The sequence below is a fragment of the Nodularia spumigena CCY9414 genome (genome assembly GCF_000340565.2).
Taxonomy (GTDB): domain Bacteria; phylum Cyanobacteriota; class Cyanobacteriia; order Cyanobacteriales; family Nostocaceae; genus Nodularia; species Nodularia spumigena.
The window spans coordinates 4,799,567-4,823,449 of record NZ_CP007203.1 but is presented as its reverse complement, the minus strand read 5'-3'; the positions used below and the strand labels follow the sequence as shown (position 1 = coordinate 4,823,449).

Below are 23,883 nucleotides of genomic sequence, written 5' to 3'. Positions count from 1 at the left end.
ACATATAGCCACTGACAAGGCGCTTAGGACATGACAAAATTTCCAAACCAATTCATAGTAGGGGCAAGTTTACTAATATCCTCATTGATATTGAATGATATCTATGAACCCACCCCTACTTTTGACTTTTGACTTTTGACTTTTGCTATATCTCCTGTTCGGTGCGATATTTTCGGTAAACTGAGAATCGGGACACTTTCTTACGCCACGCCCAAAACATTTTAAACTTTGAGCAAGGATAATTTATAAAACTATGGTATCGACTCACCCCACAGAGGTTCAACATACTGGTAGTCAGTATTTACCTCAAAAGCGCAGCCAAAACGCAAATGTTTCGCCCAATCAGGAACTTTTGCCTTTGACCGCCAAAGTTAATAGTCAAGACATCCTGGAAATTGGTGGGTGTGATGTCACAACCCTAGTGGAGCAGTTTGGTTCACCTTTGTATATTTTAGATGAAGAAACGCTGCGTTTAGCTTGTCAGCAATACCGGGACACATTTAAGCAATATTACCAGGGAGAATCTCAGGTATTATACGCCTCAAAAGCCTGGAATTGTTTAGCTATTTGCGCGATCGCCGCATCTGAAGGTTTAGGAATAGATGTAGTTTCAGGTGGCGAACTCTACACAGCCCTGAATGCTGGTGTTACTCCTGACAAACTCTACCTCCACGGTAATAATAAATCTCGTGAAGAACTGGTTTTAGCCATCGAATCTGGTTCTACCATTGTGGCGGATAACTGGCAAGAACTGCGTATTTTAGTGGAGATGGCAGAAGCAGCACCGGGTACATCTGCCATCCGCATCATGTTGCGGTTAACACCAGGGATTGAATGCCATACTCACGAATACATTCGCACCGGACATTTAGATAGTAAATTTGGTTTTGACCCCAATGATTTAGATGAAGTATTTACCTTTGTCAGTAAACAACCTTCCTTAAACTGCGTAGGGTTACACGCTCACATTGGTTCCCAAATTTTTGAACGCCAACCCCATCGCGATTTAGCAGCTGTCATGGTGCAGTGGTTACAGAAAGCGGCAAATTACGGGTTAAATGTCACAGAATTGAATGTTGGTGGTGGTTTAGGAATTAGATACACCGAATCTGATGATCCCCCCAGTATTGAAGAATGGGTTAAGGCCATTTGTGAAGTCGTTCAATCAGCTTGTACAGCCGCAAATCTACCTTTGCCGAAATTACTCTGTGAACCAGGGCGATCGCTCATTGCCACAGCCTGCATCACGGCCTATACTATGGGATCATCGAAAGTTGTACCCGACATTCGTACCTACGTGACAGTTGATGGCGGTATGTCTGATAATCCCCGACCAATTACTTACCAGTCAGTTTATCGCGCAGTAGTTGCCAACAAGGTGTCTGCTCCGCTCACCCAAACAGTGACAATTGCTGGTAAGCATTGTGAATCAGGGGATATTCTGATTAAAAATGCCCAACTGCCAAAAACTGAACCAGGGGACATTCTCGTAATTATGGGAACTGGTGCGTACAATTACAGTATGGCATCTAACTATAATCGCTTACCCCGTCCAGCAGCTGTTGTAGTAGCCAATGGCGAAGCAAATTTAATTTTGCGCCGCGAAAGTTATCAGGACTTGATTCGACAAGACTGTTTACCAGACAGACTAAACGTGCAACAAGTAATCAGTTAGCAGTTAACAGTTAACAGTTAACAGTCAAAAGTCAACAGGCGTATGTGAGCAATTTAAACCCGCCACCAAAGCTCCCACTAATTGGTGTGGTCTTTCACTAGTTATAAAACTGATAACTGTTAACTGTTAACTGATAACTGTTAATGTCTCAAGCGTCAACCTTTGGGGCATGAAATTGACAGCGAAATGACAGAATATTGAGGCAGAACAAAGAGTAATCCAGATGTCATGAGAGATTCACCGAAGCAATGGCTGACAAACCTGGGATGGTCGCAGTCCTTGCTGCTTGGGACTCTGGATATCGTGTTCGTGTTAGCGCTCACCTATATGATCCTAGTTATTATTAGTGAGCGCCGAACACTTTGGATGGTGCGGGGTTTTATTATCTTGATGCTAGCCTCAGCACTCAGTGGCAGAATGGGTCTACCACTGCTAAATTTTGTTCTCGAAAAGTTGGTGATTGGCTGCGCTGTGGCGATGGCAGTTGCTCTCCAGTCAGAGTTTCGCCTATTTTTGGAACAAGTGGGACGTGGTGAATTCCAGCAGTTATTTAAACCATCCAGTTTAACAATCCCTAAGTCTGATAGTGTGATTGATGAAATTGTGGATGCAGTTAAAGAACTTTCCAAAAACAGAATCGGAGCTTTGCTGATTTTGGAAACAACTGGTCCGATTCACGAGCGGGATTTTTCTGTGCCGGGAGTTAAGCTGAATGCTGATGTTTCTAAGGAACTTATACAGACAATTTTTCAGCCAAAAACTTTACTGCACGATGGGGCAACCTTGATCCGTGGCTCGCGCATCGTGTCATCAGGTATAATTTTACCACTGTCGGGACGCACAGCCTCGCGCCAGCTGGGAACACGCCATCGGGCTGCAATGGGAATTACTGAGCGGGTCGAAAATTGTATCTGTGTCGTTGTATCAGAAGAAACGGGTTCTATTTCCTTAGCGGAACGAGGAACTCTCAATAGACCACTGACCATTAGGACACTCAAAGAGTCCTTAGAGGCTCGATTATCGACTACTGTAGATCGGGAAGCTGTTGCTCCTAGTCTGTTAGGTTTGGGTCGTCAGATGGGTCGTAAGGCAATAGGATTAGTTTCACGTTTACTCGGATTACCATCGACCGCTTCTCGCAATAAAAAATGACAGCACAACAAACTGAATTGCAAAATTTACCCTCTGACTTAAAACGAGAACTACTACCAAAGCACGTTGCTGTGATTATGGATGGTAATGGTCGATGGGCTAAACGTCAAGGGCTACCCAGAATTATGGGACATAAGCGAGGAGTGGATGCTCTCAAGGATTTGCTGCGCTGTTGCAAAGATTGGGGTATTCAGGCACTCACGGCTTATGCTTTTTCCACTGAGAACTGGAAAAGACCCCAGGAAGAGGTGGATTTTTTGATGACTTTGTTTCAAAGGGTTCTCCGCCAAGAACTGCGGGAGATGGTCGAGGAGAATGTGCAAATCCAGTTTGTGGGCAATTTGGATGCTCTACCGCGATCGCTACAAGCCGAAATTTCTCGTTCAATGGCAGAAACAAGCCATAATCGTGCCATTCGGTTTACGGTTGCTACTAATTATGGCGGACGGCAGGAAATTTTACAAGCTTGCCGGGCGATCGCTCAAAAAGTCCAGCAAGGTGTCATTCAACCGGATGAAATTGATGAACAGTTATTTGAGCGTCACCTGTACACAGCCGGAATTACTGACCCCGATTTATTAATCCGTACCAGTGGCGAAATGCGGCTTTCCAATTTCCTACTTTGGCAAATGGCTTATGGGGAAATTTATATTACTGATGCTCTTTGGCCAGATTTTGACCGTAACGAATTTCACCGCGCCTTGTGTGCCTACCAGCAACGAGAGCGCAGATTTGGTAAAGTCTAGCACCGCAAGGCGGAAGTCAAAAGTCAAAAGTCAAAAGTCAAAAATTTAAGAATATTAAGCAATTTTTAATTTACTTAATTAAATCACCATAATCTCAGTCAAGTATATGGTGAATCTCTTGCTATTTTACTTAGTTATCTGTAATATCTATGACTAATTGCTAAGATACTAAATCTTGATAGATTAACTGTAGATTAAAATTCGGGAGCATCAGGTCGGTATGTGGCTGGATAATTGTAATCGATGGCAACGCACATCTTTAAAAAGCTTTATTTCGTTGTTTTTGGTAGTAGTGAGCTTGACTAGTGCGTTAGCTTTGCTCGCCGTAGGCATCGCTGGCTGCTCTCCTGGTAATAGTGGTAGCGCTTCCGGAAGAAAAGAACTCACCCTAGTGAGCTACGCCGTCACCCGCGCCGCATATAAAAATATTATTCCTCTATTTGCCAAACACTGGCGAGAAAAAACCGGACAGACCGTCACCTTTGGTCAAAGCTACGGCAGTTCAGGCTCCCAAACCCGTGCGGTGATTAACGGTTTAGAAGCCGACATAGTAGCCCTAGCCCTATCAGCAGACACCTTGCAAATTCAGGATGCTGGACTGATTAAACCAGGCTGGGAGAAAAAGACACCCAACGGCGACGGTATTGTTCACCGTTCAGTGGGCGTAATTGTTACCCGTGAAGGCAACCCCAAAAATATTCAAAGCTGGGATGATTTAGCCCGCGATGATGTCAAGGTAATCACCGCTAACCCCAAAACCTCTGGTGGCGCTCGTTGGAACTACATGGCATTGTGGGGGAAAGTTACCGAAACAGGCGGCACTGAAGAACAAGCCAAAGACTTTGTGACTAAAGTCTACGGCAACGTGCCAGTTTTACCAAGAGATGCCCGTGAAGCCACTGATGCATTCTTCGTCCAAAAACAGGGAGATGCCCTGATTAACTATGAAAACGAAGTCATCTTAGCTAAACAGCAAGGACAGGATTTACCTTACGTAGTCCCCGATATTAATATTTCTATTGATAGCCCCATTGCCATAGTAGATAGCTATGTTGATAAGCAAGGTCATCGCGAAGTAGCAGAAGCCTTTGTGCAGTTTCTCTTTACCCCCGAAGCCCAGCGAGAATTCGCCAAAGTGGGCTTTCGCTCTGTGATTCCGGAAGTAGTCGCGGAATTTTCCGATACTTATCCCCAAATCTCTACCCTGTTCACCATCGAAGACTTTGGCGGCTGGAATCAAGTCAGCCCCAAATTCTTTGCCGATGGCGCAATTTTTGACGATATCCAAACCAATATAGCCAGACGCTAGGATTAAAACAGTGCTAAGTGCTGAGTGGGGAAAGTGGTAAGTTTCTTTACCCCTGCCCCCTGCCCCCCTGCCCCCTGCCCCCTGCCCCCTTTCCTCAACTATGACAGTTTCCCACCCACAGTCTACTTTCCCCCCCGCGCCCAAAAGTTGGTTCAAGGGCTTTTCTTTGCCGTGGGGAGTTACTATTACTTATCTTTCTATTGTCCTACTGCTGCCTGTATCCGCCTTGATGCTGCGGGCTGCAACCCTTTCACCTGCTGAGTTTTGGCGGCTGGCTACCGACCCTGTTGCTCTGTCAACCTACAACATCACCTTTGGTACTGCCTTCTTTGCGGCCGCTATTAATTGCGTGGCTGGCACTGCTACAGCCTGGGTGTTGGTGCGTTACGACTTCCCTTTAAAGCGGGTTTTAGATGCGGTGATTGACTTACCCTTTGCCCTACCCACAGCAGTTGCAGGTATCACCCTCACCACAGTTTACAGCGAGCAAGGCTGGATTGGCTCATTTCTCGCCCCCTTTGGCATTAGGGTTTCTTTCACTCGTTTGGGGATAGCTGTGGCGATGGTATTTATTTCTGTCCCTTTTGTGGTTCGTAGTGTGCAGCCTGTACTGCAAGAGCTAGATTATACCATCGAAGAAGCTGCCTGGTCTTTGGGGGCTTCCCAATGGGAAACTTGTTGGCGGGTGGTGCTACCGCCGCTTATACCTGCTATCCTGACTGGTACAACCCAAGCTTTTGCCCGTGCGGTGGGAGAATATGGCTCAGTGGTTTTGATTGCGGCTAATATTCCCTATAAAGATTTAATTGCCCCCATCCTAGTATTCCAGCGCCTCGAACAAAATGACATGGCTGGAGCTACGGCTATTGGCACGGTATTATTACTGATTTCCCTGGTACTGTTGCTCATGGTCAACTTATTGCAAGCTTGGAGGCAAAGTTATGACGGTTGAATCTAAATCTACCCAGTCTCTCGGCGGTGGAGCAAAGTCCGAAAAGGGTAGAGAATGGGGCAAAATTGCTTTGATTGCGGCGGTAGTCAGCTATTTAGGGCTGGTCTTGGTTCTTCCCACCCTTTATGTATTTATTGGAGCCTTTAGCCGGGGTATAGTCCCGTTTTTCGCTACTCTCATCGACCCCGATTTTACTCAGGCTTTGCGCCTCACGGCTCTGGCTGTAGGAGTAGCTGTGCCGCTAAACGTAATTTTTGGACTATGTGCAGCTTGGGTAATTGCCCGCCGTCGGTTTCGGGGGCGCACTCTGTTACTCAGTATTATTGACTTGCCTTTTTCAATTTCGCCCATTGTGGCGGGTTTAATGCTGGTTTCCCTCTATGGACGCAATGGGCTACTTGACCCTGTACTACAGTCCCTGGACATCAAAGTTATCTTTTCGTTCCCTGCTATTGCTCTGGCGACGATGATGGGGGGAATGCCTTTTGTGGCTCGTGAAGTTATCCCAATATTGGAAGAAGTGGGTACTCAAGAAGAAGAAGCTGCTAAAACTTTGGGGGCTGGAGAATGGCAGATTTTTTGGCGCGTCACATTACCTTCTATTCGCTGGGGACTTTTCTATGGCATTATTCTCACTACTGCTCGTGCTATGGGAGAGTATGGTGCTATTGCTGTGGTTTCGAGTAATTTAATTGGCCGTACTCAGACTCTGACTCTATATGTGGAAGGGGCTTATCGTAATTATGATTCCCAAAGTGCCTTTGCCGCTTCGGTGGTGTTAGCTGGGTTGGCTGGGGCGACTCTGGTGATTAAGGAGCTGTTTGAGCGTCGCATTCGGATGAAAGATGAGCAAGTCCTAAGTTGACAATTTCATAGACAAAACTATACTTATATTGACAAAAATCAATATATATTTTAGGAAAAAATCAACTACTTGATATATAATACGGTGATATCAAGTATTGAATTGAGACTATTGCCGACGCGAAAACCAAGCAATGATGGTGGTAGTCTTTTTCAGAAACTTAATTGGAACACAATCGCGTCTGGCTAAGGCGTGAAAGTCTACTGAGGGATAACTGCTCCCATGCTCCCGTTGAAGTAGAAAGTAAAGTCTAGTTTTGTCTAGGTTTTATATAGCAGGAAGATAGCTAGTAATTAACCACAGATGAACACAGATGATCCCCCCAGGTTCAACACTGCATTCTCATATCGCTTACCGAGTTACCGCAAACCCTCTCCTTGCTAAGGAGAGGGACAGGTTTTGCATAGCAAAACCAGGGTGAGGTTCCGGCTGCTTGAGTTCACTGAGTTGACACTCTCCGACCTAAAGGTGCGGAGATTCTACATTCATAGACTCGCCTTTAGACAGCAGGTTTGCACCAACCGCCCAAGAGGGCAAATCTCCTGTAGCGTAAGTTCCGGTATGCCCTACCGTACTGAGTCCTATCCTCAAAATATTGATTGCGGCGTTGATGTCTCTGTCTTCCACGTATCCACAGTGCGGACAAATATGAGTCCTGGTAGACAGAGATTTCTTTACTTTCTGACCACAGTGAGAACAATTTTGGCTTGTATTGTGGGGTGGTACAGCAACTGTTACTTTCCCATACTTATGACCAAAATATTCTAACCATTGGCGCAAAGTATACCAACCAGCATCACTAATTGATTTAGCTAGATGTCGATTTCTGACTAGCCCTTTCACATTTAAATCTTCATAGGCTACCAAATCATTAGATTGGATGACGGAGTATGCCAATCTCTTGCAATACTCTTTTCGTTGCCTACTTACCCTTAAATGTTTACGGGCATATCTATTTCTAGCTTTGTGGTAATTGTTTGATTGCCATTGCTTGGCTTTTTTCTTAGCTGCACTAAACTTCTTAGATTTCTTGCGGTTAGCACGGTTTAACTGTTTTTCTGACTTACGGTAGAACTGGGGTGAAGGTTCTACATTCCCTTTGTTATCAGCAATGAAGTATTTCAATCCCAAATCAATACCAACAACTTGGTTTGTGGGTTGTTTCTCTACTCTCACATCAACATCAACCGCAAATTGAGCATAGTATCCATCAGCACGGCGTACCAAACGGACACGCTTAATTTGCTTGATATCATAGTGATTAAGGTCATAGGTTCCCTTTAATTTTAGGGTTCCAATACCTTTTTTGTCAGAGAAGGTGATGACTTTGCGAGTATCAGAAAGCTTCCATCCAGTTGATTTATATTCAACTGAACGACAATTTTTCTTAAACTTCGGGAAACCCTTTTTACCCAAAACCTTTTTCTTGCAGTTATCGTAAAACCGAGCTATTGCACTCCAGGAACGTTCAGCCGCAGACTGTCTAGCCATTGAGTTAAGTTCATCAGCAAAGGAAAATTCAGCGGCGAGTACCGCACAATATTTATTTAATGCGTACTTGTCAACTTTTTTGTCTTTGTTGTCTATCCAGTGGCGTAAACACTTGTTCTGGATGAATTGGCTAGTACGAATTGCTTCGTCTATCGCCTGATACTGCTTGTCCTTTCCCTTGACTTTGAACTCGTAAACAATCATGGAATCGACCAATTCACCACACTATTATACTACCACAAAAAGCATAAAGCTGTCCTAGAAGGACGGGGTTTTAAACCCAGTTTTCCGATAAGATTTTTGCTCAATGTTCCCAGTCTCATCAGGTTGAGACAACAAAATCTACAATTAAATTTTTTGGCTGCTTTTGACGGCGGTAATGGTTTGCAATAAGTGATTAGCTGTGTAAGGTTTGGCTAAAAAGGCTTTAATGCCAACATCCTGAGCCGCTTTTACTTTATCAGTTGTGGCTAGTCCACTGACGGCTATTATTTTCACATTTGGGTTAATTTTTCGCAAGGTCTTAATAGTTTTCAACCCATCCATATAAGGCATGACCATATCGGTTAAAACAAGAGATATTTGAGCTTGATGTTCTACATACAAAGCTATGGCTTTAATACCATCACTGGCTGTAATTGCTTGGTAATTATGGTTTTCTAGAGTTGTTTTCGTAATATCCAAAATAGCGGCTTCATCATCTATAACTAAAATCAATTCTCCATTACCTTGGGGCAAACTTTGTTCTACTTCTTCTATGGTTGCTGTAATATCTTGTGCCGGCAAATAAACCTGAAATTGACTGCCTTTTCCTGGTTGGCTCTGTACCTTGACAAAACCACCGTGGCTGTTAATAATTCCCATAACTGTAGAAAGACCCAGCCCAGTGCCTTTACCAGTTTCTTTGGTTGTAAAAAATGGCTCAAATATTCGATCTAATATTTCTGGGGAAATACCCATTCCCGTATCCATAACAGTAATGACGACATAAGAACCAATTTGAGTATCAATGTTCATTCTGGCGTAATTCTCATCTACTAAAAGATTTTCCGCCAAGATTTTTAAATTCCCGCCTTTGGGCATGGCATCACGCGCATTAACACACAAATTCATTAGCACTTGATGTAGTTGTGTAGCATCACCAGATACAGTCCAAAGATGGGGGGGAATTTGGCTAGTAACTTCTATTGACTTGGGAAAAGTTTCTTTAATAATTTGCTGAATTTCTATAATTAAATGCTTTAATTGCAAAAGGGTACGCTCTCCCTCAAGACCACGGGTAAATGACAATACTTGGTTAACTAAACTGGCTCCACGTTTAGCATTGGAAATCAAAATGGGCAACAACCGCCGAGAGCGCTCATCATGCATTTGTGACTCTAACAGTTGTGCTGTCATCATAATTGGAGCTAGAACATTGTTAAGATCATGGGCGATACCGCTTGCTAATGTGCCAATGCTTTCTAATCTTTGCGCTCTGAGAAATTGAGATTCTAGTTGTTTTTTTTGGGTGATATCAGTATTGACAACTAGGATAGATTGTGGTCTATTACCGAAGTTCTGCACTAATGTCCAACGGCTTTCAACAATAATTTCTTTGCCTGATTTGGTTCTTTGATGTAACTCTCCCTCCCAGGAACCATGTTGCATCAGATGCTGAAATGCTTCTTGTAATAGCGGTTGATTGTTTTCATGCCAAAGCTCGTGTGTTTTTTTACCAATTACTTCTGCTTTTTTCCAACCGTATAAATCCTCGGCAGCTTTGTTCCAAAATAAAACAGGGTCGTCTATATCATGGACAAAAATGGCATCGGTGGCAATGTCGAGTAAAGCGGCTTGTTGGCGAATTTTCTGTTCTGTTTGTTTGCGTTCCATTGCGTAACGGATAGAACGCTCTAGCAAGGGTGCAGTTAACTGGCTTTTTTCCAAATAATCTGCTGCACCGGCTTTCATGGCTTCTAGGTCTATTTCTCTGTCTCCCTGACCAGTGAGTAAAATTATGGGAGACGAGCAACCATTGGCTACTGCTTCACGTAATAGTTCTAGTCCGCTATGAATTCCTAAACGATAGTCTACCAGATAAATATCATGATTTTGAGCAGCGATCGCATCCTTTGCTGCTTGATAATTATCTATCCATGACAACTCGCAGCCAGCTACTTGAAATTCGCCAAACCAATCACGAGTCAAGATATAATCATCTTCATCATCATCAACTAACAGAACTCTTATGGGGTCGTTGTTCATTGATTTCTGCCACGCTTTCTAGTGGTAGTTGGACTATTCCAAACCAGTATTTTCCTATACTTTTCATGATTTCAACTAAGGCGGCAAATGTTACGGGCTTAGTGATGAAGGAATTTGCACCTAAATTATAGGCACGGTATATGTCTTTTTTATCCTCTGAGGTTGACAGCACAATCACGGGAATATTCCGCAGTGTAGGATCTGTTTTAATATCTTGCAGCACTTCCAGCCCATTTTTTTTAGGCATATTTAAATCTAATAAAATTAACCCTGGACGTGGAGCTTTACTTTTGTCAGTATATAGACCACGATTATACAGATAATCCAGCAACTCTTCACCATTGCTGACAATATACAAATTGATTGGCAATTGACTTTCTAGCAATGCTTCACGAACTAATATCTGGTCATCATCATCATCATCCGCCATTAATATTGTGACGTTTGTTGGACTACGCTTCACCCTGAATAATCTCCTATAAAATAGTCACGCTCGTCAGACGCATAAATGATTAAATTAGAGAATGCCATTTTACAGTATTGAAGTAATCCCTCTCCAGGGAGAATATAACTAGAAATTGCCATTAATCGGCAACTTGACCATAAATTTTGCTCCTTGTCCTGGTGTACTTTGTACAGTGATGTTCCCATGATGTCGTTCGGCAATTTTCCGACAAATAGCTAAACCCATACCAGTACCCTGATATTCCTGACGACCATGCAAACGTTGAAAAATCTGGAAAATCCGGTCTACATACTGTTGAGCAAAACCAATCCCATTATCTTCAACAGTGATTTGGCAAATTTCGCTTTCGATAGCAACTCCATCTGATTGACTGTGCAAAATTTGACTGTAGAGTTTGACAACAGGCGGTATTTGGGGGCGGTGAAATTTCAGGGCGTTACCCCTTTCCGACTCAGGAGAGGGGTTGGGGGTGAACTTGGTGTATTTAATTAAAACCGTATTCCTAGTTATTGGCTGCTAGATAAATACTAGACAAAGCTAGACATTTACTTCTTACGTCAAAGGGAGCATGGGAGCGGTTATCCCTCGGTAAGCGTTCAAGGTTTAGCCAACCTCGATAAAACTATTGCTGCGTTTAAATCTCTGTCCATTGAATGCCCACAATTTTGGCAATTGTAAACTCTTTCTGAAAGTGGCATATCTTGAATATGTCCACAATTGGAACAGGTTTTGGTCGATGGAAACCAACGGTCAGCAATGATTATTTCACAACCAAACTTCTTAGCTTTGTATTCTAGCTGACGCTTGAATTCATAAAATCCGCAATCAGCAATTACTTGAGCTAATTTATGATTAGATAGCATCCCTGAAACATTCAAATTCTCTACGACTATCTTTGCGTGGTTTTTGCATAAGTAAGTAGTGATTTGGTGAAGGGTATTCTTTCTCAAGTTAGCTATCTTGGCATGGTGTCTAGCTAATGTAATTTTAGCTTTATACCTATTGTTGGAACCCTTGATCTTTCTGGCGAGTTTCCTAGAAAGTCTTTTAAGTTTTCTCAGGTTAGTTTTGTAGTGTTTGGGGTTAGGAAATACTACACCTGTAGAAAGAGTAGCTAATTCTTTTACCCCAATATCCACACCTACAACTTCATACTTTTTAAGGGTTGGTTCATGCTCTTGTTCATAAGCAAAGGCGATAAACCAACTGTCAGCAGTACGAGATATAGTGATTGATTTACAAGTGGTATGCGGTAAACCTTCGTAGGTCTTTATCCATCCAATTGTAGGCAATTTTATCGACTTGCCACCTACAGGTATAGGCTTTCCACCTGCATCAATAGTGAAAGAATCATTGCGTCCTTTCTTCTTAAAGTTAGGGTAATCACTCTTAGCACTGAAGAATCTAGAGAAAGCATCCCCTAAATCATCAAAAGCATATTGAGTTATTTTCTGACAAATACCTTTTTCTTTAATCCAATCAAATTCTGTTTTTACATGGTTATTAAAGAACTTTTTTAGTATATATTTATTGGGCTTAAATCCATCTTTGTAAAGTTGTCTCCAAGTAGCAAGACCCCAGTTATAAGTAAACCTCGCTATTCCTGCGTGTTTACTCATGATTATCTCTTGAGCCTTGGTTAATTTCAACTTTGTTTTGATGGACAAAAGCATTGTTCGACCTTCAACACTGTATTTCTTGTTTGTCCAACTCTGCCATGTCATGTACTGGTTTGTCAATGGCATTCTTGAGATTGGTTTTAATCTCTTTAGAGTAATTTCTTAGCCCGTACAATCTACAAGAAAAGTAATGAATGATAGCCATTAAATCCTCTACTAATTCCTGTTGAGGAGATAATGATTCTTGATTAGCTACAATTATTTCGCAATTAACAGAGTTGGATAACTCCTGTATAAATTCAAAAGCAAAACGACACATTCTATCCTTATGAGCTATGACAATAATTGCGATTTCGCCTTGAAGCATAGACATCATAATTGATAAGAACTTCTTTCTTTTAAAGTTCAAGCCTCCGCCAATTTCCGATACCCATTCGTCAACAGCTAAACCCCTATTTAAACAAAATGTTTCCATAGCGGTGATTTGATTCCTCAATTCCGGTTTCTGTCCATTAGAAGAAACGCGACAATAAACGATATTTTTACGATGTTGCTCTGTGGGTTTTAATCCCTGAATAATCAATAAGTCGTTCTCTGTATAAAACCGATGCCCCGATGGTGTTCTTTTTGCTGGTAATTTTCCAGAATTGTCCCATCTTTGTAGTGTTTTAACAGAAACTCCAATTTTCTCGGCAAATTCATGTGGTTTAAACATAAATACACTTAGATATTTGTCTATAAGTGTATAAGTATGTTTATTTAATTGTCAACTTAGGATAGCTCCCATCAATTCCACTGCATCTTTACCATCCCAATCTTGTAAGTAAACTTTGACTATTTCTTCTTGAGCGGTAGGTAGTTGCTTACCAATGAAATCTGGGTGAATGGGGACTTCGCGATGTCCCCTGTCTACTAAAACGGCTAAACGAATGACTTCTGGTCTACCATACTCAGTAACGGCATTCAAAGCCGCGCGAACTGTCCGACCTTTGAATATTACGTCATCTACGAGGACAACTGTTTTCCCTGTGAGGTCAAAAGGGATTTTGGTTTTGGCTGGAGTTCTTAAGCCAATTTTGTCAAGATCATCGCGATAAAATGTAATATCTAATGCTCCCACTGCGACGTTGACACCTTCGAGTGTCTCAATTTGACGTGCCAATAATTCTGCTAATAGCGCCCCTCTCGTATAAATACCGATGAGTACCAATTGGGATAAATCACGGGACTTTTCCACAATTTGAGAGGCTAGGCGGGTTAAGGTTCGACGCAGGTCTTCTGAGGAAAGAATTTCAACTACTTTGGCAGACATAGTTTAGATGGGGGAATGGTTAGAGAGTCCATGAATCGGGTCTGTACAAGGGAATGGAAAAGTAAAGTAAATATGTCCCAATGTCCCATGCTCTATATTGATCGGTTTAGTATGAATAATAAAGCGATCGCGATCGCTAACCACAATAAAAAAGCATATCTAGTTAGTAATAAAGCAGTTTGAATCGCAGTTGGCGTAATGGGATGAATGGCATCTCCTAGTAGTGGTTTTGGTTTAGGTACTCCGCCATACCAATTTGTTCCTCCCATTTGTACACCCAGAATAGCCGCATAAGCACACTCACTCCAGCCTGAGTTAGGACTGGGATCTTTAACTGCATCTCGGCAACACATTCGCCAAACATATCGGGGTTTACCTGATAACAATGCTAAGGTAATCACCGTTAAGCGACAAGGTAACCAAGTTAAATAGTCTTCAAACCTAGCACTAAACCACCCTAAATAAGTATAGGGCGCTTGTTTATAACCGACCATTGAATCCAGGGTACTACTAGCTTTGTATGCTAAAGCCAGAGGAATTAAACCCACACCCGGTAGACAAGCACCCACAATTGCATAAAAAAGTGGAGCCATAACGCCATCAGTAGCATTTTCTGTCACAGTTTCTAACACAGCTCGCAAAATTTCTGGTTCTGAGAGTTTTTGTGTATCTCGACCGACATAATTACTTAAAATATGACGCGCTGATGCTAAATCTCCGGCTGTTAATGGTTTTAACACAGCTTCCGCAGCTGTGCGGAGACTTTGCAAAGCAAAACAACTAGCTAAAAGAATGCTTTCTAAGACAATTCCCCACAATGGATGCAGTCCTTTAGCAATTTGAATAATTAACCAACCTACACAGCCGCTACCAAATATTAAGGTTATGCCTAAGATAATTCCCGCTATGCGTTGTGTGATAGAACTCTGACAAACTTGAATAGAAAATTTATTCAAGCGAGAAATTACCCAGCCCATAACTTGCACTGGATGAGGCCAACCCCAAGGATCACCAATAAAGTAATCTAATAGTGCAGCAAAAATCAAAACCACAGATGATGTCATTTGTCTTTTATGTGAAAGCGAAAATTTAAAATTCTTAAGTCCCTAGATTGATCTGTGGGTCAATCGGAATCCAAAATCCAAAATCCAAAATCCAAAATTGTATGACTAATGACTAAACAACAAAACTAGCTTCTTCTCCCAGAGAAGCTTGCCAACTACGAGCATCATAATAGAGGTCAGCCAGAGTAATACTGTATAAAGCTTCTTTGAGTTTTTGGTTGAGTCTTTGCCAAAGAGTGAATGTTACCCAATCTTCAGTTTGGGCTGGTGTTGGGGTGTGATGGGGTAAACGAGTAATAGTTTCGCCGACGGCTTCTAAAATTTGACCTATAGAAATTTGTGCCGGCTTTAATGCTAGTTGGTATCCGCCAATGCTACCCCGAATTGATGTTACTAATCCAGCCCGACGCATTTCTATTAGTAACTTTTCCAGGTAAGGGGCGGGGATATCTTGGCGAAGTGCGATCGATCTGACTGATGCGGGGCCATAACCTGGCTGTAAACTTAAATCTAGCAATGCCTTTACACTGTAATGTCCTCTGGTAGTTAGTTTCATGCTGGCAAGTTTTGTTTATTTATCAGTTGTCAGTCGTTTTGTTGTTACCTGTTACCAGTGAATAATTACTAATGGTAATGATTAAAGGATCAGTTTTGCTGATCATCTTGTCTTCTCATTATCAAGCTTACCAAGTATACAAGTTTTGTGCAGGGCTTGAGGAAAGTTCAACAAATATAGTCTAGCAGTGATCACAAATTAGATATAGTTATGAACATTATAGAGAATAGATTGCCTTGACAATATTGATAATTGTGTAACAATTTCACATGAGAGTGTAATATACTTGGCAAAGCTGAGATAAAAACTAAAGGATTCCGTTCCTACTAGCTCAAAGTCAGCTAAACTCAAATCGATTCAACTACTTCAACCATTCATTTTCGACCTAAGTTGATGCCTAAACTGAAAAAAATAGACCCACTACAGGGTGAAGAACTGCTGAAAAAAGTTAAAGAGCTAGAGAGCCTTAGCAAAGAAGATAAAGCCAAGCAGTGCGGCTATTATACCGTTACCAAAAATGGTATAGAGCGTGTGAATATGATGAAATTTTTGAATGCCCTCATTGATGCTGAAGGCATTCAGTTAGACAGTTCACCCAGTGCTAATGGACGTGGCGGGCGCAGTGCTAGCTATAGAATTAGCGTGCAATCAAACGGTAATTTACTCATAGGTTCAGCTTATACAAAACAGATGAATCTCAAACCAGGAGATGAATTTTTCATCACTCTAGGGAAAAAACATATTCGTCTGAAACAGGTAGACGAAGCTGAGAAGGAAGGTATGGAAGCCATAGAGGCTTCAGCGTAAAAAGTTGTCAGTTGTCAGTTGTCAGTTGTCAGTTCTTAATTTTTCCACTGGCCACTGACCATTGGCTAATTACCAATGACCAATTATTTACCCTGAGCGTAGCCGAAGGGCTAATGACCAATGACCAATGACTAATGACTAATGACTAATGACTCAATTCCTGTAGTGCTTTCTGCGTGACAGCCAAGCTGCATATTAATTTAACTTGCTCTCGTTCTATTAAGCCTAAAATGTACTCAGAATTATCTCGTGCTACCACAGGTAACTGGTGCAAACCTCGAAGAGTCATGCGATCTAAAGCTTCAGACAACAGTTCATCTTGCCAAGCATAGATAATTTCAGTGGTACAAATATCAATCAGAGTTTGATTAGCTAAATTACTGGGAATTTCACTGGAAGAAGGCGAGTGATTTTGAGAAAGACGCAAAACACGATTAATGTCTTCTAGAGATAGGATACCAACTAATTGCTCTGCTTCATCAATTACTAAAGCACTACGACAGCGCGAGCTGATCATTTCTAGAGCTGCTTCTAACACTCCCAAGGTTGCGGGCAACTTTTTGGGGCTAATCACCATAGCATCTTCTACCAAAATTTGCTGGACAATTTCCGCCTGTTCGTCTTTCAACTCAGAAAGACCAATTTGTTGCAGATTAGAATTAGAGTTAAAATTTGGCTGAAACTGTTCTGTTATCCAGACACTTAAACCGACTGCTGCCATTAAAGGTAAAACAATGCGGTAGTCACGGGTTAATTCAAATAACATCAAAATAGCTGTTAATGGCGCTCTGACACTGGCCGCTAAAACTGCTGCCATCCCTACCATTGCATAGGCTGGGGGAGCCGCCATCACCTCACCAATTGCCGGAAATAACAGGGTAATGATTTGAGCGTAAGCAGCTCCAAAAGAAGCACCGAGAAACATGGCTGGTGCAAATAAACCACCAACAAAACCACTAGCGGTACTGATTGCGGTCATCAATAATTTCAGCACTAACAATATAATTAATAGATGCAGAGAAAACTCTACATCCTGAAGCATGGCTTCCACAGTTTCGTAACCAATGCCTAAAATTTGGGGAAATTGTAAAGCGACTGCGCCGAGAATTACGCCGCCAATCAAGGGATGAACGGGTTGAGGAATGCTCCCTAATAAGCCAAAACCAGAAACTAACCCAGCAAAGCCAGCTTTTGCTAAACGAATTGTGCTTGTATAAGTCAGAGAAACTAAACTTGCACCTAAACCTAACCCCAGATAAAGCGGTAATTCTAAAAGACTGCGGACTTGGTAAACAGGTAAATCAAAAGCAGGTTGTGCGCCCAAGCCAATTTGAGCAATTAATGCTGCTACGACTGCGGCTAGCAATACCACACTCACGGCAGAAGTAGCAAAAGATGTTGCGCCCATGACTACTTCTAGAGCAAAAAATACTCCAGCAATGGGCGCGTTAAATCCCGCCGCTAACCCAGCCGCCGCACCAGCACCTAAAAGTAACCGTTGTCGCTCTTGAGATACTTTGAGAATTACGGACAACAGCATTCCAAAATTTGCCCCAATTTCTACACTTGGCCCTTCTGTCCCCAAGGAAGCACCACTTCCCAAGGAAACAGATGCAGCTAACATTTTTGTGACTGGTCGTAATTGTTGTTTGAGTTCTGTTCCCTGAGAGGCCGCAATCATCGATGAAAGTCCAGGGCCAAAGTCTTGAGCATACCAACGCATCAATCCCACAATTAACCCACCCAAAATGGGAATACAGGCGAAAGTCCACTCACTCCAAACACCAATTGCACCGATGAATTTTTCTCGCATCAGGTGATCAATTAGCTCAATTAAATAGTGAAATGTGACTACACCCATACCAGTACCACCGCCAATGAGCAGGGCTAAAAATAGTACAACGGTTTCCGGGGATAGTTGAAAACGGTTAATCAGTTGTGTTAAACGAGTAGAAGGTTTAGGAAATATAGGTTGTTCCGTTACCTTCCTCAGTTCGCTCTTAGGCAAGAGAGTCATTCAGGGGTAGGGTAAATGTAAGAAAAAGGTTAAATTTTTAGCTGCTACTTCTCATTGTCAGCGATTCTTTATCCAGCAGACAAGTTAAGTGTAATTTGTTAGTTTGGGAAAGCTTTAGTAAAAAAACATTTGGCTTGTTAAAATTTTGATCATGACAATGGTTAAATAAGAGAGAATTAATTATCAATGGTTAACGATCGCTATTTGGGTGCAGGTGAGGGCTGACTTATTCTCTGTAGAGAAAATATAAAATATGTGAACTGAATGGATACACCAGAGGCCAGCAGTAAACATCAGCCATCTTCACCCAAATCTAGCTATACTCATGTAGCGACCATTGAGCCATGCTTCGTAGAAATACAATTACAGCCGTGATTCATGGCTGATGTCAGATCACACTGTGAGGTCGTCTACTAAGTATTTCTCCAAAAAGCAATATAGCTATTCTGATAGAGCGAGTAAATGGACTAAGCGGACGAGGTAGATGAATATACACACCTTTGATAATGATTATCTTGCTTGCCCAATTTGTCAAAGAAATGCCAAGCAAAGACTAGCCGAGTCACATATTGGCTTGTTTAGCTGTCCGTATTGTCAGCAAAGACTAGTAGTCTGTCGCAGTGGCCATTATGTCCGCGACCCCTTTATGCTTAAACAAATAATGCTGTGTTCGGCTCTACGTCGTCAAAGTAGTCCTTTAGCTAGAATTATACGAGATTTTATTCTAATCAAGCGTCCGATATTAAGTTTGGCTGTGGGTCTGGCTATTTTCTTGAGTATTATGACTGTGACGCAGCAAAATACCAGATACGATCAGCAATTTCCGACTACGGAAAATATTCAAGAAAAGGAATAATGGGGATAAGGGCAAAAATTAATTTTCTTTGGTGATTAATATCCAGTCTTCAGCTCGATCAATCACTTTCATTGATCCGAGTTGGAGTTCTTGGCTCACATCTGTAGGGATTAAAAAGTAGGGTTGTCCAGTATAGTGCCAATAATATTGCAGTTCGGTGACAGAAGCGGGAATAATGGTGCGATCGCTATAAAAATCTAATGAGGGTCTATGGTAAGAATAAGATGTATAAATCTTGTTCACTGTCGGATCTAGCTGCTTGATCATCGCCGCTACTGGTTTGACTGGATAAGCGTCCGCTAATTCCCAAACCCAATAGTTTGATTTCATTAATAGCAGTAGTGAAATATAACTTCCCCACAACAAAATTTTCAAGAATTGCCCATTGCCTCGTTCTGCTAAAATAGCGGCTAAAGTCATAGTCAAAGCTACGGCGGCAAAAATTAGCTGTAAGTCGGTTTTATGTACTGTGCCGCTACTGAAGTAAATGCTACCAGCAGAAGCTACTACAGCTAGTATTGATAAACCAGCTACCCAAACCCGTGGATAGGATGATCCGATGGGTTGATTTTCTATTTCTGCTAACTGAGCGCCAAAAGCTAAGGCTAAACTAGGGTAAATGGGGAATAAGTACCAAGGTAGTTTTATACTCATGAAGGAAATAATCAGTAAATAGACGAGACTCCATACCAGTAAGAGTTTCGCCCAGCTAAGGTTAAGATTTTCCCAGATTAAGCGCAGGGTTTGGGGTAAAAAAATTAACCAAGGCCATGTCCATTTGAGAATTTCGATCACATAGTACCAAGGTGGTGCAGTGTTTTTGGCAATTGTCTCGATGGGGCTGAGGGATTGATTGATAAGGCCAAGTTGAGCAAAACTGTCACCGTAGTGCAGGAGTTGGGCGCTATACCAACCAGCTACAGGTAAAATACCGATGAAGATACCTATCCAGAAATAGTGACTGGTGAGCAATCTGGGTGTATCCCAAAGTAGAAAGACAATGGCGATCGCACTAAATAATATACCTAATAACCCCTGAGTTAAACAAATTAACCCTAGTCCGATGCCCACACCAAGACAGTAACGTAAATCCCGGCGCGATCGCAACAAGCACAAGATCATCACCATGAAAAAGCTCACCACTGCGCCATCTAATATCGCCAATCTACCATGACGCACCACCGGCAGCATTGTCAGATAAATCAAGGCGCTATAAATCGCTGCCCAACGTTGACGAAATATCTCTCGACCAATACCATATAGCAATGGTACGGAAAAAGCTGTTAAAATTGCACTAGGTAAGCGGGCTGTCCATTCATTCACGCCTCCTAAAGAATAAGCCCCAGCAATCAGCCAATGTATCAAAGGTGGTTTGTTATGATAAGGTTCACCGCCTAAAGTTGGGTAAAGCCATCGCAGAGAACCTGCTGGAGCAGTCCAAATTTCCCTAGCAACCTGTGCCACCGTCGCTTCATCCGCATCTCGCAAGGGTAAGCCTCCCAGATTGATAGTAAACAGTAAGACTGCGGCGCACAGTAATACCATTAGCCATACCCAATCAATCCATTTATTCACCGCGCGATGCTGTCTTTCTAGATGGCCCCAAATAAATCTTCCTTCTTGCATATTCTATGATCATCATTTTACTTGCTGGTTTGATTGCATAGAGACCTGAGCGAATCTCTAATTTTGTCACCCAGTAACAATATCTATTCTTAAGAATTCCTAAGTTCTAAGGTTAACTCAATTTTCTCTCGACAACGATAATTTTTAGATAAATTTAGGCGAGTTTTGTTCAATTTATTTAACAATTATTAGTTGATAAAAATGATACAAATAGTAGCAATCATCATATGCTAGCTACCTGTTGGGGAACGTGTCAATGAGTTTACCTTTTATTTTAGATATAACTATTGGTTTAATTTTTATTTACTTAATTTTTAGCTTGTTAGCTTCCGAAATTCAGGAAATGATTACGACGATTTTACAATGGCGTGCAGTTCACCTAAAAAAATCCATAGAAATTCTTGTGGCTGGTGATGCAGCCAATTCAGATAATGATAGTGTGTTAGACCTGGTAAATAAATTGTACAACCATCCCTTGATTAAAAGTGTCAACCAGGAATCAAAAGGTTTTTTAACGAATTTACCTCGCCAGTTTGTTTGGTTCTTATCATCTCTTCCTGTGAAATTTTCCCTATCTGGAGAAAAAAGAACTAAAAGTATTTTTGGATATACACAAAAAGATGACAATAGCAAGTCAAATAGTATAAAACATAGTGCGCCATCTTATATTCCTGCGGATATTTTTGCTACAACTCTCATGGAAACATTAGGGATACCAGCACTAGTTGATAAATTAACTGAATCAAGGCTGATGAATTTTCAAGATGAGCAGTTACATGAGATGCGAAATATCTTGTTAAAGTTTCATCACCAGGTAAATAATATAGATGACCACATAACTCAATTTTCAGTGAGTATCTACGATGAATTTACAGAAATAGTTGAGAAAAGCTTTGCCAAAATTATTGCTGATTTCCAAAAAGATAAAGCTGACTTGGTTAATAGCATGAATCGCATGGCGCAAAGTTTAGATAGATACATAGAGATTTTTCAAGAAGATATGCCAGAAGACTTTTTTGCTGGCAAAACCTTACAAAAGCTGAGATTTCTCCGAGAAGATATTTTTAACAACATTGAACAAACTATTGCGCTCAAATGTTTGCGACCTAATATTAATGAAGTCCTCCAGTTAATCAATATAGGTAGTGATATTCACCAAGAATTATTCAATGAATTTAAAGACCCAAATAGTGAAGCATATAAAACATTTCAATATTTCAGTGAACAACTGCAAGTATTCACAAAAACACTGCCGCCATCGGTCATAAATAATATGGCTAATTTAGCAAAGCGTGCTGAAACAAAAGCTAAAAATACAGAAGAAGGAATTTATATATTACAACAAGAGATAGAGCAGACTTTTGATAAATCAATGGAGCGAGCTTGCGGTGTCTACAGACGAAATGCCAAAGGAGTGTCGCTGTTAATTGGCTTTAGCCTGGCAGTGCTTGCCAATGTTGATGCATTTCATATTGTGAGCAGATTATCAAAAGATTCTTCTGTACGCATTGCTATTGTTAATAATGCTGGGCAAATTGTGCAGAAAAATAGTATGGATTCATCGGAAAATTTAGCTAATTTAAAAAAACAAACTGAAGAAGTTTTAGCAGATGTCGCTTTACCAATTGGTTGGAGTGCTATTAATTTAGAACAGCAAATTGATTGGCATCCCAGTCAAAAGTATCATTTTTCTATGGGGAAATTTTTCATGATGATTTGCGGCTGGTTTGTCAGTGGTGTGGCGATTTCTATGGGTGCGCCGTTTTGGTTTGATTTGTTGGGTAAAGTTGTAAATGTGCGGAATACAGGTAAAGCACCGACATCTTCTGCTAAAAAATAAAAATTATGCGTAATTCCCAGTGTTTTCCTTGGCGAAGAATTTCAATTTGTTTGATAAATTCTCGGAAATAAAACCTTCTTTCTGCTTCTGATAAGTCGAACCAAAATTGGGGAATTGAAACAGCTTGAGCGACAGAACGCAAGTTGACTGGGGGAAGTGTGGCTAGTTTGGCTTGGAGTTGAGAAATTTCTGTGCGGAGTTTGTAGGCTCTTAATTTCGCGGTTTCATCGTCCAAAATTCCGGTTTTGACTAAAGCGGGTAATTGCTGGAGTATTTCTTGCTGACGTGCGATCGCTTGCCCTAAACTGTTCTTAATGCTATCCAACTGGGGAAAATCCATTCCGGCTACAGCCAGGGGTAAATCACGACAAATCATTTTAATGGTATGTTCTAATACATCCTGGTAGGGAATAGCCCGACATTTAGGATTTTGAGGACAGCTAATAGGGCGTAAATAAAGATACTCTTTATCTTGGTGGCGCTGGGTGACGCGGGTGACAGTTGTATGTGACTGACACTGACTACAAATCACCAACCCAGCTAAAGAACGGGGTGCGCTAGCAGTTCGAGAGGGTAAACGACTGTTACGGCGTAAAATTCGGTCAATTTGAGCCGCTTCTTCTCTGGAAATTATGGGAAGATGGGTATCAGAGATAATTTGATCATGGTGATAAGCGGTATCACCTCGATAAACGGGATTAGTTAGCCAGCGTCTTCCGGTAGTGACAGAGATTTTTTTAGCATATTTTTTCGCCAAGTAACGCACTGCGCCTCGCAGGGAACCATAAAGTAAGAAGTGTTCAAAAAAATCTTTAACTACTGGTGAGGTACTGCGATCAATAGTATATTTGTCTTTACTACGACGATAGCCATAGGGAGCTTTACCGGGAGGAGGTGAGGCTTGTAGACGGTTGTAGGCGTGTGCTTGGCGGATGCTGCGGCTATGGTACTGACGTTGGATTTCCTGGAGTAATTTCCACAAGTCAGAGGCTATATGGGAATTTTCCGAAGTGTAGGGTTGTTCGGTGGCTATGATGATTATGCCTAATGCTTCAAGTTCATGCAAGCGATCGCTCACTTGCTCCAAACTCTCGCCCAATTCTTCTAAACGATGAATAAGCAGATAATTTGCTGGTTCAGATTTACAGTCTGTGATTAATTTTTGTAACTGCGTTCTTTTACCCAAATCTTGATAAACTCGATCCACCTCCCATCCCCAATCATTAACATCAACAGAAGCTTCTAATAAGGGATTACTGTAAGAATATGCAATAATTTTCATT

At 41.6% G+C, this 23,883-nt stretch carries 20 protein-coding genes and 1 pseudogene; 9 read left to right on the top strand and 12 right to left on the bottom strand.

The window, feature by feature from the left end; all coding sequences use genetic code 11:
* The first annotated feature begins 253 nt into the window (after positions 1-253).
* The 6 genes from lysA (at position 254) to cysW (ending at position 6,699) form a co-directional block, all read left to right on the top strand.
* On the top strand, positions 254-1,675 hold the full coding sequence (lysA, locus tag NSP_RS21040) for a diaminopimelate decarboxylase (RefSeq protein ID WP_006198450.1): 1,422 nt from the start codon (positions 254-256) through the stop codon (positions 1,673-1,675).
* 228 nt (positions 1,676-1,903) lie between these two features.
* On the top strand, positions 1,904-2,827 hold the full coding sequence (gene cdaA, locus NSP_RS21035) for a diadenylate cyclase CdaA (RefSeq protein WP_042202890.1): 924 nt from the start codon (positions 1,904-1,906) through the stop codon (positions 2,825-2,827).
* Positions 2,824-3,573, top strand: coding sequence for an isoprenyl transferase (locus tag NSP_RS21030; RefSeq protein WP_006198448.1), 750 nt, complete (start codon positions 2,824-2,826; stop codon positions 3,571-3,573). Before cdaA ends, NSP_RS21030 begins: the two co-directional genes overlap by 4 nt.
* A 220-nt stretch (positions 3,574-3,793) precedes the next feature.
* Entirely contained in the window at positions 3,794-4,882 is a 1,089-nt protein-coding gene (locus NSP_RS21025; RefSeq protein WP_006198447.1) for a sulfate ABC transporter substrate-binding protein, read from the top strand.
* A 100-nt stretch (positions 4,883-4,982) separates the two neighbouring features.
* Complete coding sequence (cysT, locus tag NSP_RS21020) at positions 4,983-5,834, top strand: sulfate ABC transporter permease subunit CysT (RefSeq protein WP_006198446.1); 852 nt, start codon at positions 4,983-4,985, stop codon at positions 5,832-5,834.
* Entirely contained in the window at positions 5,824-6,699 is an 876-nt protein-coding gene (gene cysW, locus NSP_RS21015) for a sulfate ABC transporter permease subunit CysW (RefSeq protein ID WP_006198445.1), read from the top strand. Before cysT ends, cysW begins: the two co-directional genes overlap by 11 nt.
* Positions 6,700-7,161: 462 nt before the next feature.
* On the opposite strand, the gene NSP_RS21010 is transcribed toward cysW, so the two are convergent.
* The 9 genes and pseudogenes from NSP_RS21010 to NSP_RS20970 all read right to left on the bottom strand — a co-directional run bounded on the left by NSP_RS21010 (position 7,162) and on the right by NSP_RS20970 (position 15,454).
* Positions 7,162-8,394: an RNA-guided endonuclease InsQ/TnpB family protein gene (locus NSP_RS21010; RefSeq protein ID WP_006198444.1), complete on the bottom strand. Its 1,233-nt coding sequence runs from the start codon at positions 8,392-8,394 to the stop codon at positions 7,162-7,164.
* A gap of 144 nt (positions 8,395-8,538) precedes the next feature.
* Entirely contained in the window at positions 8,539-10,437 is a 1,899-nt protein-coding gene (locus tag NSP_RS21005) for a hybrid sensor histidine kinase/response regulator (protein WP_006198443.1), read from the bottom strand.
* Positions 10,403-10,867: a response regulator gene (locus NSP_RS21000; protein WP_006198442.1), complete on the bottom strand. Its 465-nt coding sequence runs from the start codon at positions 10,865-10,867 to the stop codon at positions 10,403-10,405. The genes NSP_RS21005 and NSP_RS21000 overlap by 35 nt, the downstream gene beginning before the upstream one ends.
* 141 nt (positions 10,868-11,008) lie before the next feature.
* Positions 11,009-11,344, bottom strand: a pseudogene (locus NSP_RS20995) (sensor histidine kinase); the annotation flags it as partial.
* A 155-nt stretch (positions 11,345-11,499) separates the two neighbouring features.
* The gene (locus tag NSP_RS20990; protein WP_017804394.1) at positions 11,500-12,576 is read right to left on the bottom strand and encodes an RNA-guided endonuclease InsQ/TnpB family protein; all 1,077 of its coding nucleotides are present in this window, start codon (positions 12,574-12,576) and stop codon (positions 11,500-11,502) included.
* A 10-nt stretch (positions 12,577-12,586) separates the two neighbouring features.
* Positions 12,587-13,237 (bottom strand): IS607 family transposase, encoded by a 651-nt coding sequence (locus NSP_RS20985; protein ID WP_006198562.1) that lies wholly within the window; start codon positions 13,235-13,237, stop codon positions 12,587-12,589.
* A gap of 51 nt (positions 13,238-13,288) precedes the next feature.
* Positions 13,289-13,834: a bifunctional pyr operon transcriptional regulator/uracil phosphoribosyltransferase PyrR gene (gene pyrR / locus NSP_RS20980; RefSeq protein ID WP_006198561.1), complete on the bottom strand. Its 546-nt coding sequence runs from the start codon at positions 13,832-13,834 to the stop codon at positions 13,289-13,291.
* Between the two features lie 92 nt (positions 13,835-13,926).
* Positions 13,927-14,898, bottom strand: a complete 972-nt coding sequence (gene cbiB, locus NSP_RS20975) for an adenosylcobinamide-phosphate synthase CbiB (RefSeq protein WP_006198560.1) — start codon at positions 14,896-14,898, stop codon at positions 13,927-13,929.
* Positions 14,899-15,010: 112 nt separating this feature from the next.
* Positions 15,011-15,454 carry an Rrf2 family transcriptional regulator gene (locus tag NSP_RS20970; RefSeq protein WP_006198559.1) on the bottom strand — a complete coding sequence of 148 codons (444 nt, stop codon included), beginning with the start codon at positions 15,452-15,454 and terminating at the stop codon, positions 15,011-15,013.
* A 393-nt stretch (positions 15,455-15,847) separates the two neighbouring features.
* On the opposite strand from NSP_RS20970, the gene NSP_RS20965 reads away from it, so the two are divergent.
* Positions 15,848-16,261, top strand: coding sequence for an AbrB family transcriptional regulator (locus NSP_RS20965; RefSeq protein ID WP_006198558.1), 414 nt, complete (start codon positions 15,848-15,850; stop codon positions 16,259-16,261).
* Positions 16,262-16,406: 145 nt separating this feature from the next.
* Here NSP_RS20965 and NSP_RS20960 read toward each other — a convergent pair whose 3' ends face one another.
* Positions 16,407-18,278, bottom strand: coding sequence for a chloride channel protein (locus NSP_RS20960; protein WP_044482787.1), 1,872 nt, complete (start codon positions 18,276-18,278; stop codon positions 16,407-16,409).
* A gap of 484 nt (positions 18,279-18,762) precedes the next feature.
* Here NSP_RS20960 and NSP_RS20955 point away from each other — a divergent pair, with 484 nt between their 5' ends.
* Positions 18,763-19,134 carry a hypothetical protein gene (locus tag NSP_RS20955; RefSeq protein WP_017804391.1) on the top strand — a complete coding sequence of 124 codons (372 nt, stop codon included), beginning with the start codon at positions 18,763-18,765 and terminating at the stop codon, positions 19,132-19,134.
* Between the two features lie 18 nt (positions 19,135-19,152).
* Here the strand turns inward: NSP_RS20955 and NSP_RS20950 are convergent, their stop codons facing one another.
* A complete protein-coding gene (locus NSP_RS20950) occupies positions 19,153-20,760 on the bottom strand; it encodes an ArnT family glycosyltransferase (RefSeq protein WP_006198554.1) in 1,608 nt (535 codons plus the stop codon).
* 256 nt (positions 20,761-21,016) lie between these two features.
* On the opposite strand from NSP_RS20950, the gene NSP_RS20945 reads away from it, so the two are divergent.
* A complete protein-coding gene (locus NSP_RS20945; RefSeq protein ID WP_006198553.1) occupies positions 21,017-22,600 on the top strand; it encodes a hypothetical protein in 1,584 nt (527 codons plus the stop codon).
* Here NSP_RS20945 and NSP_RS20940 read toward each other — a convergent pair.
* On the bottom strand, positions 22,590-23,882 hold the full coding sequence (locus NSP_RS20940) for a recombinase family protein (protein WP_006198552.1): 1,293 nt from the start codon (positions 23,880-23,882) through the stop codon (positions 22,590-22,592). The two genes, NSP_RS20945 and NSP_RS20940, sit on opposite strands and share 11 nt — an antisense overlap.
* Position 23,883: the final 1 nt, after the last annotated feature.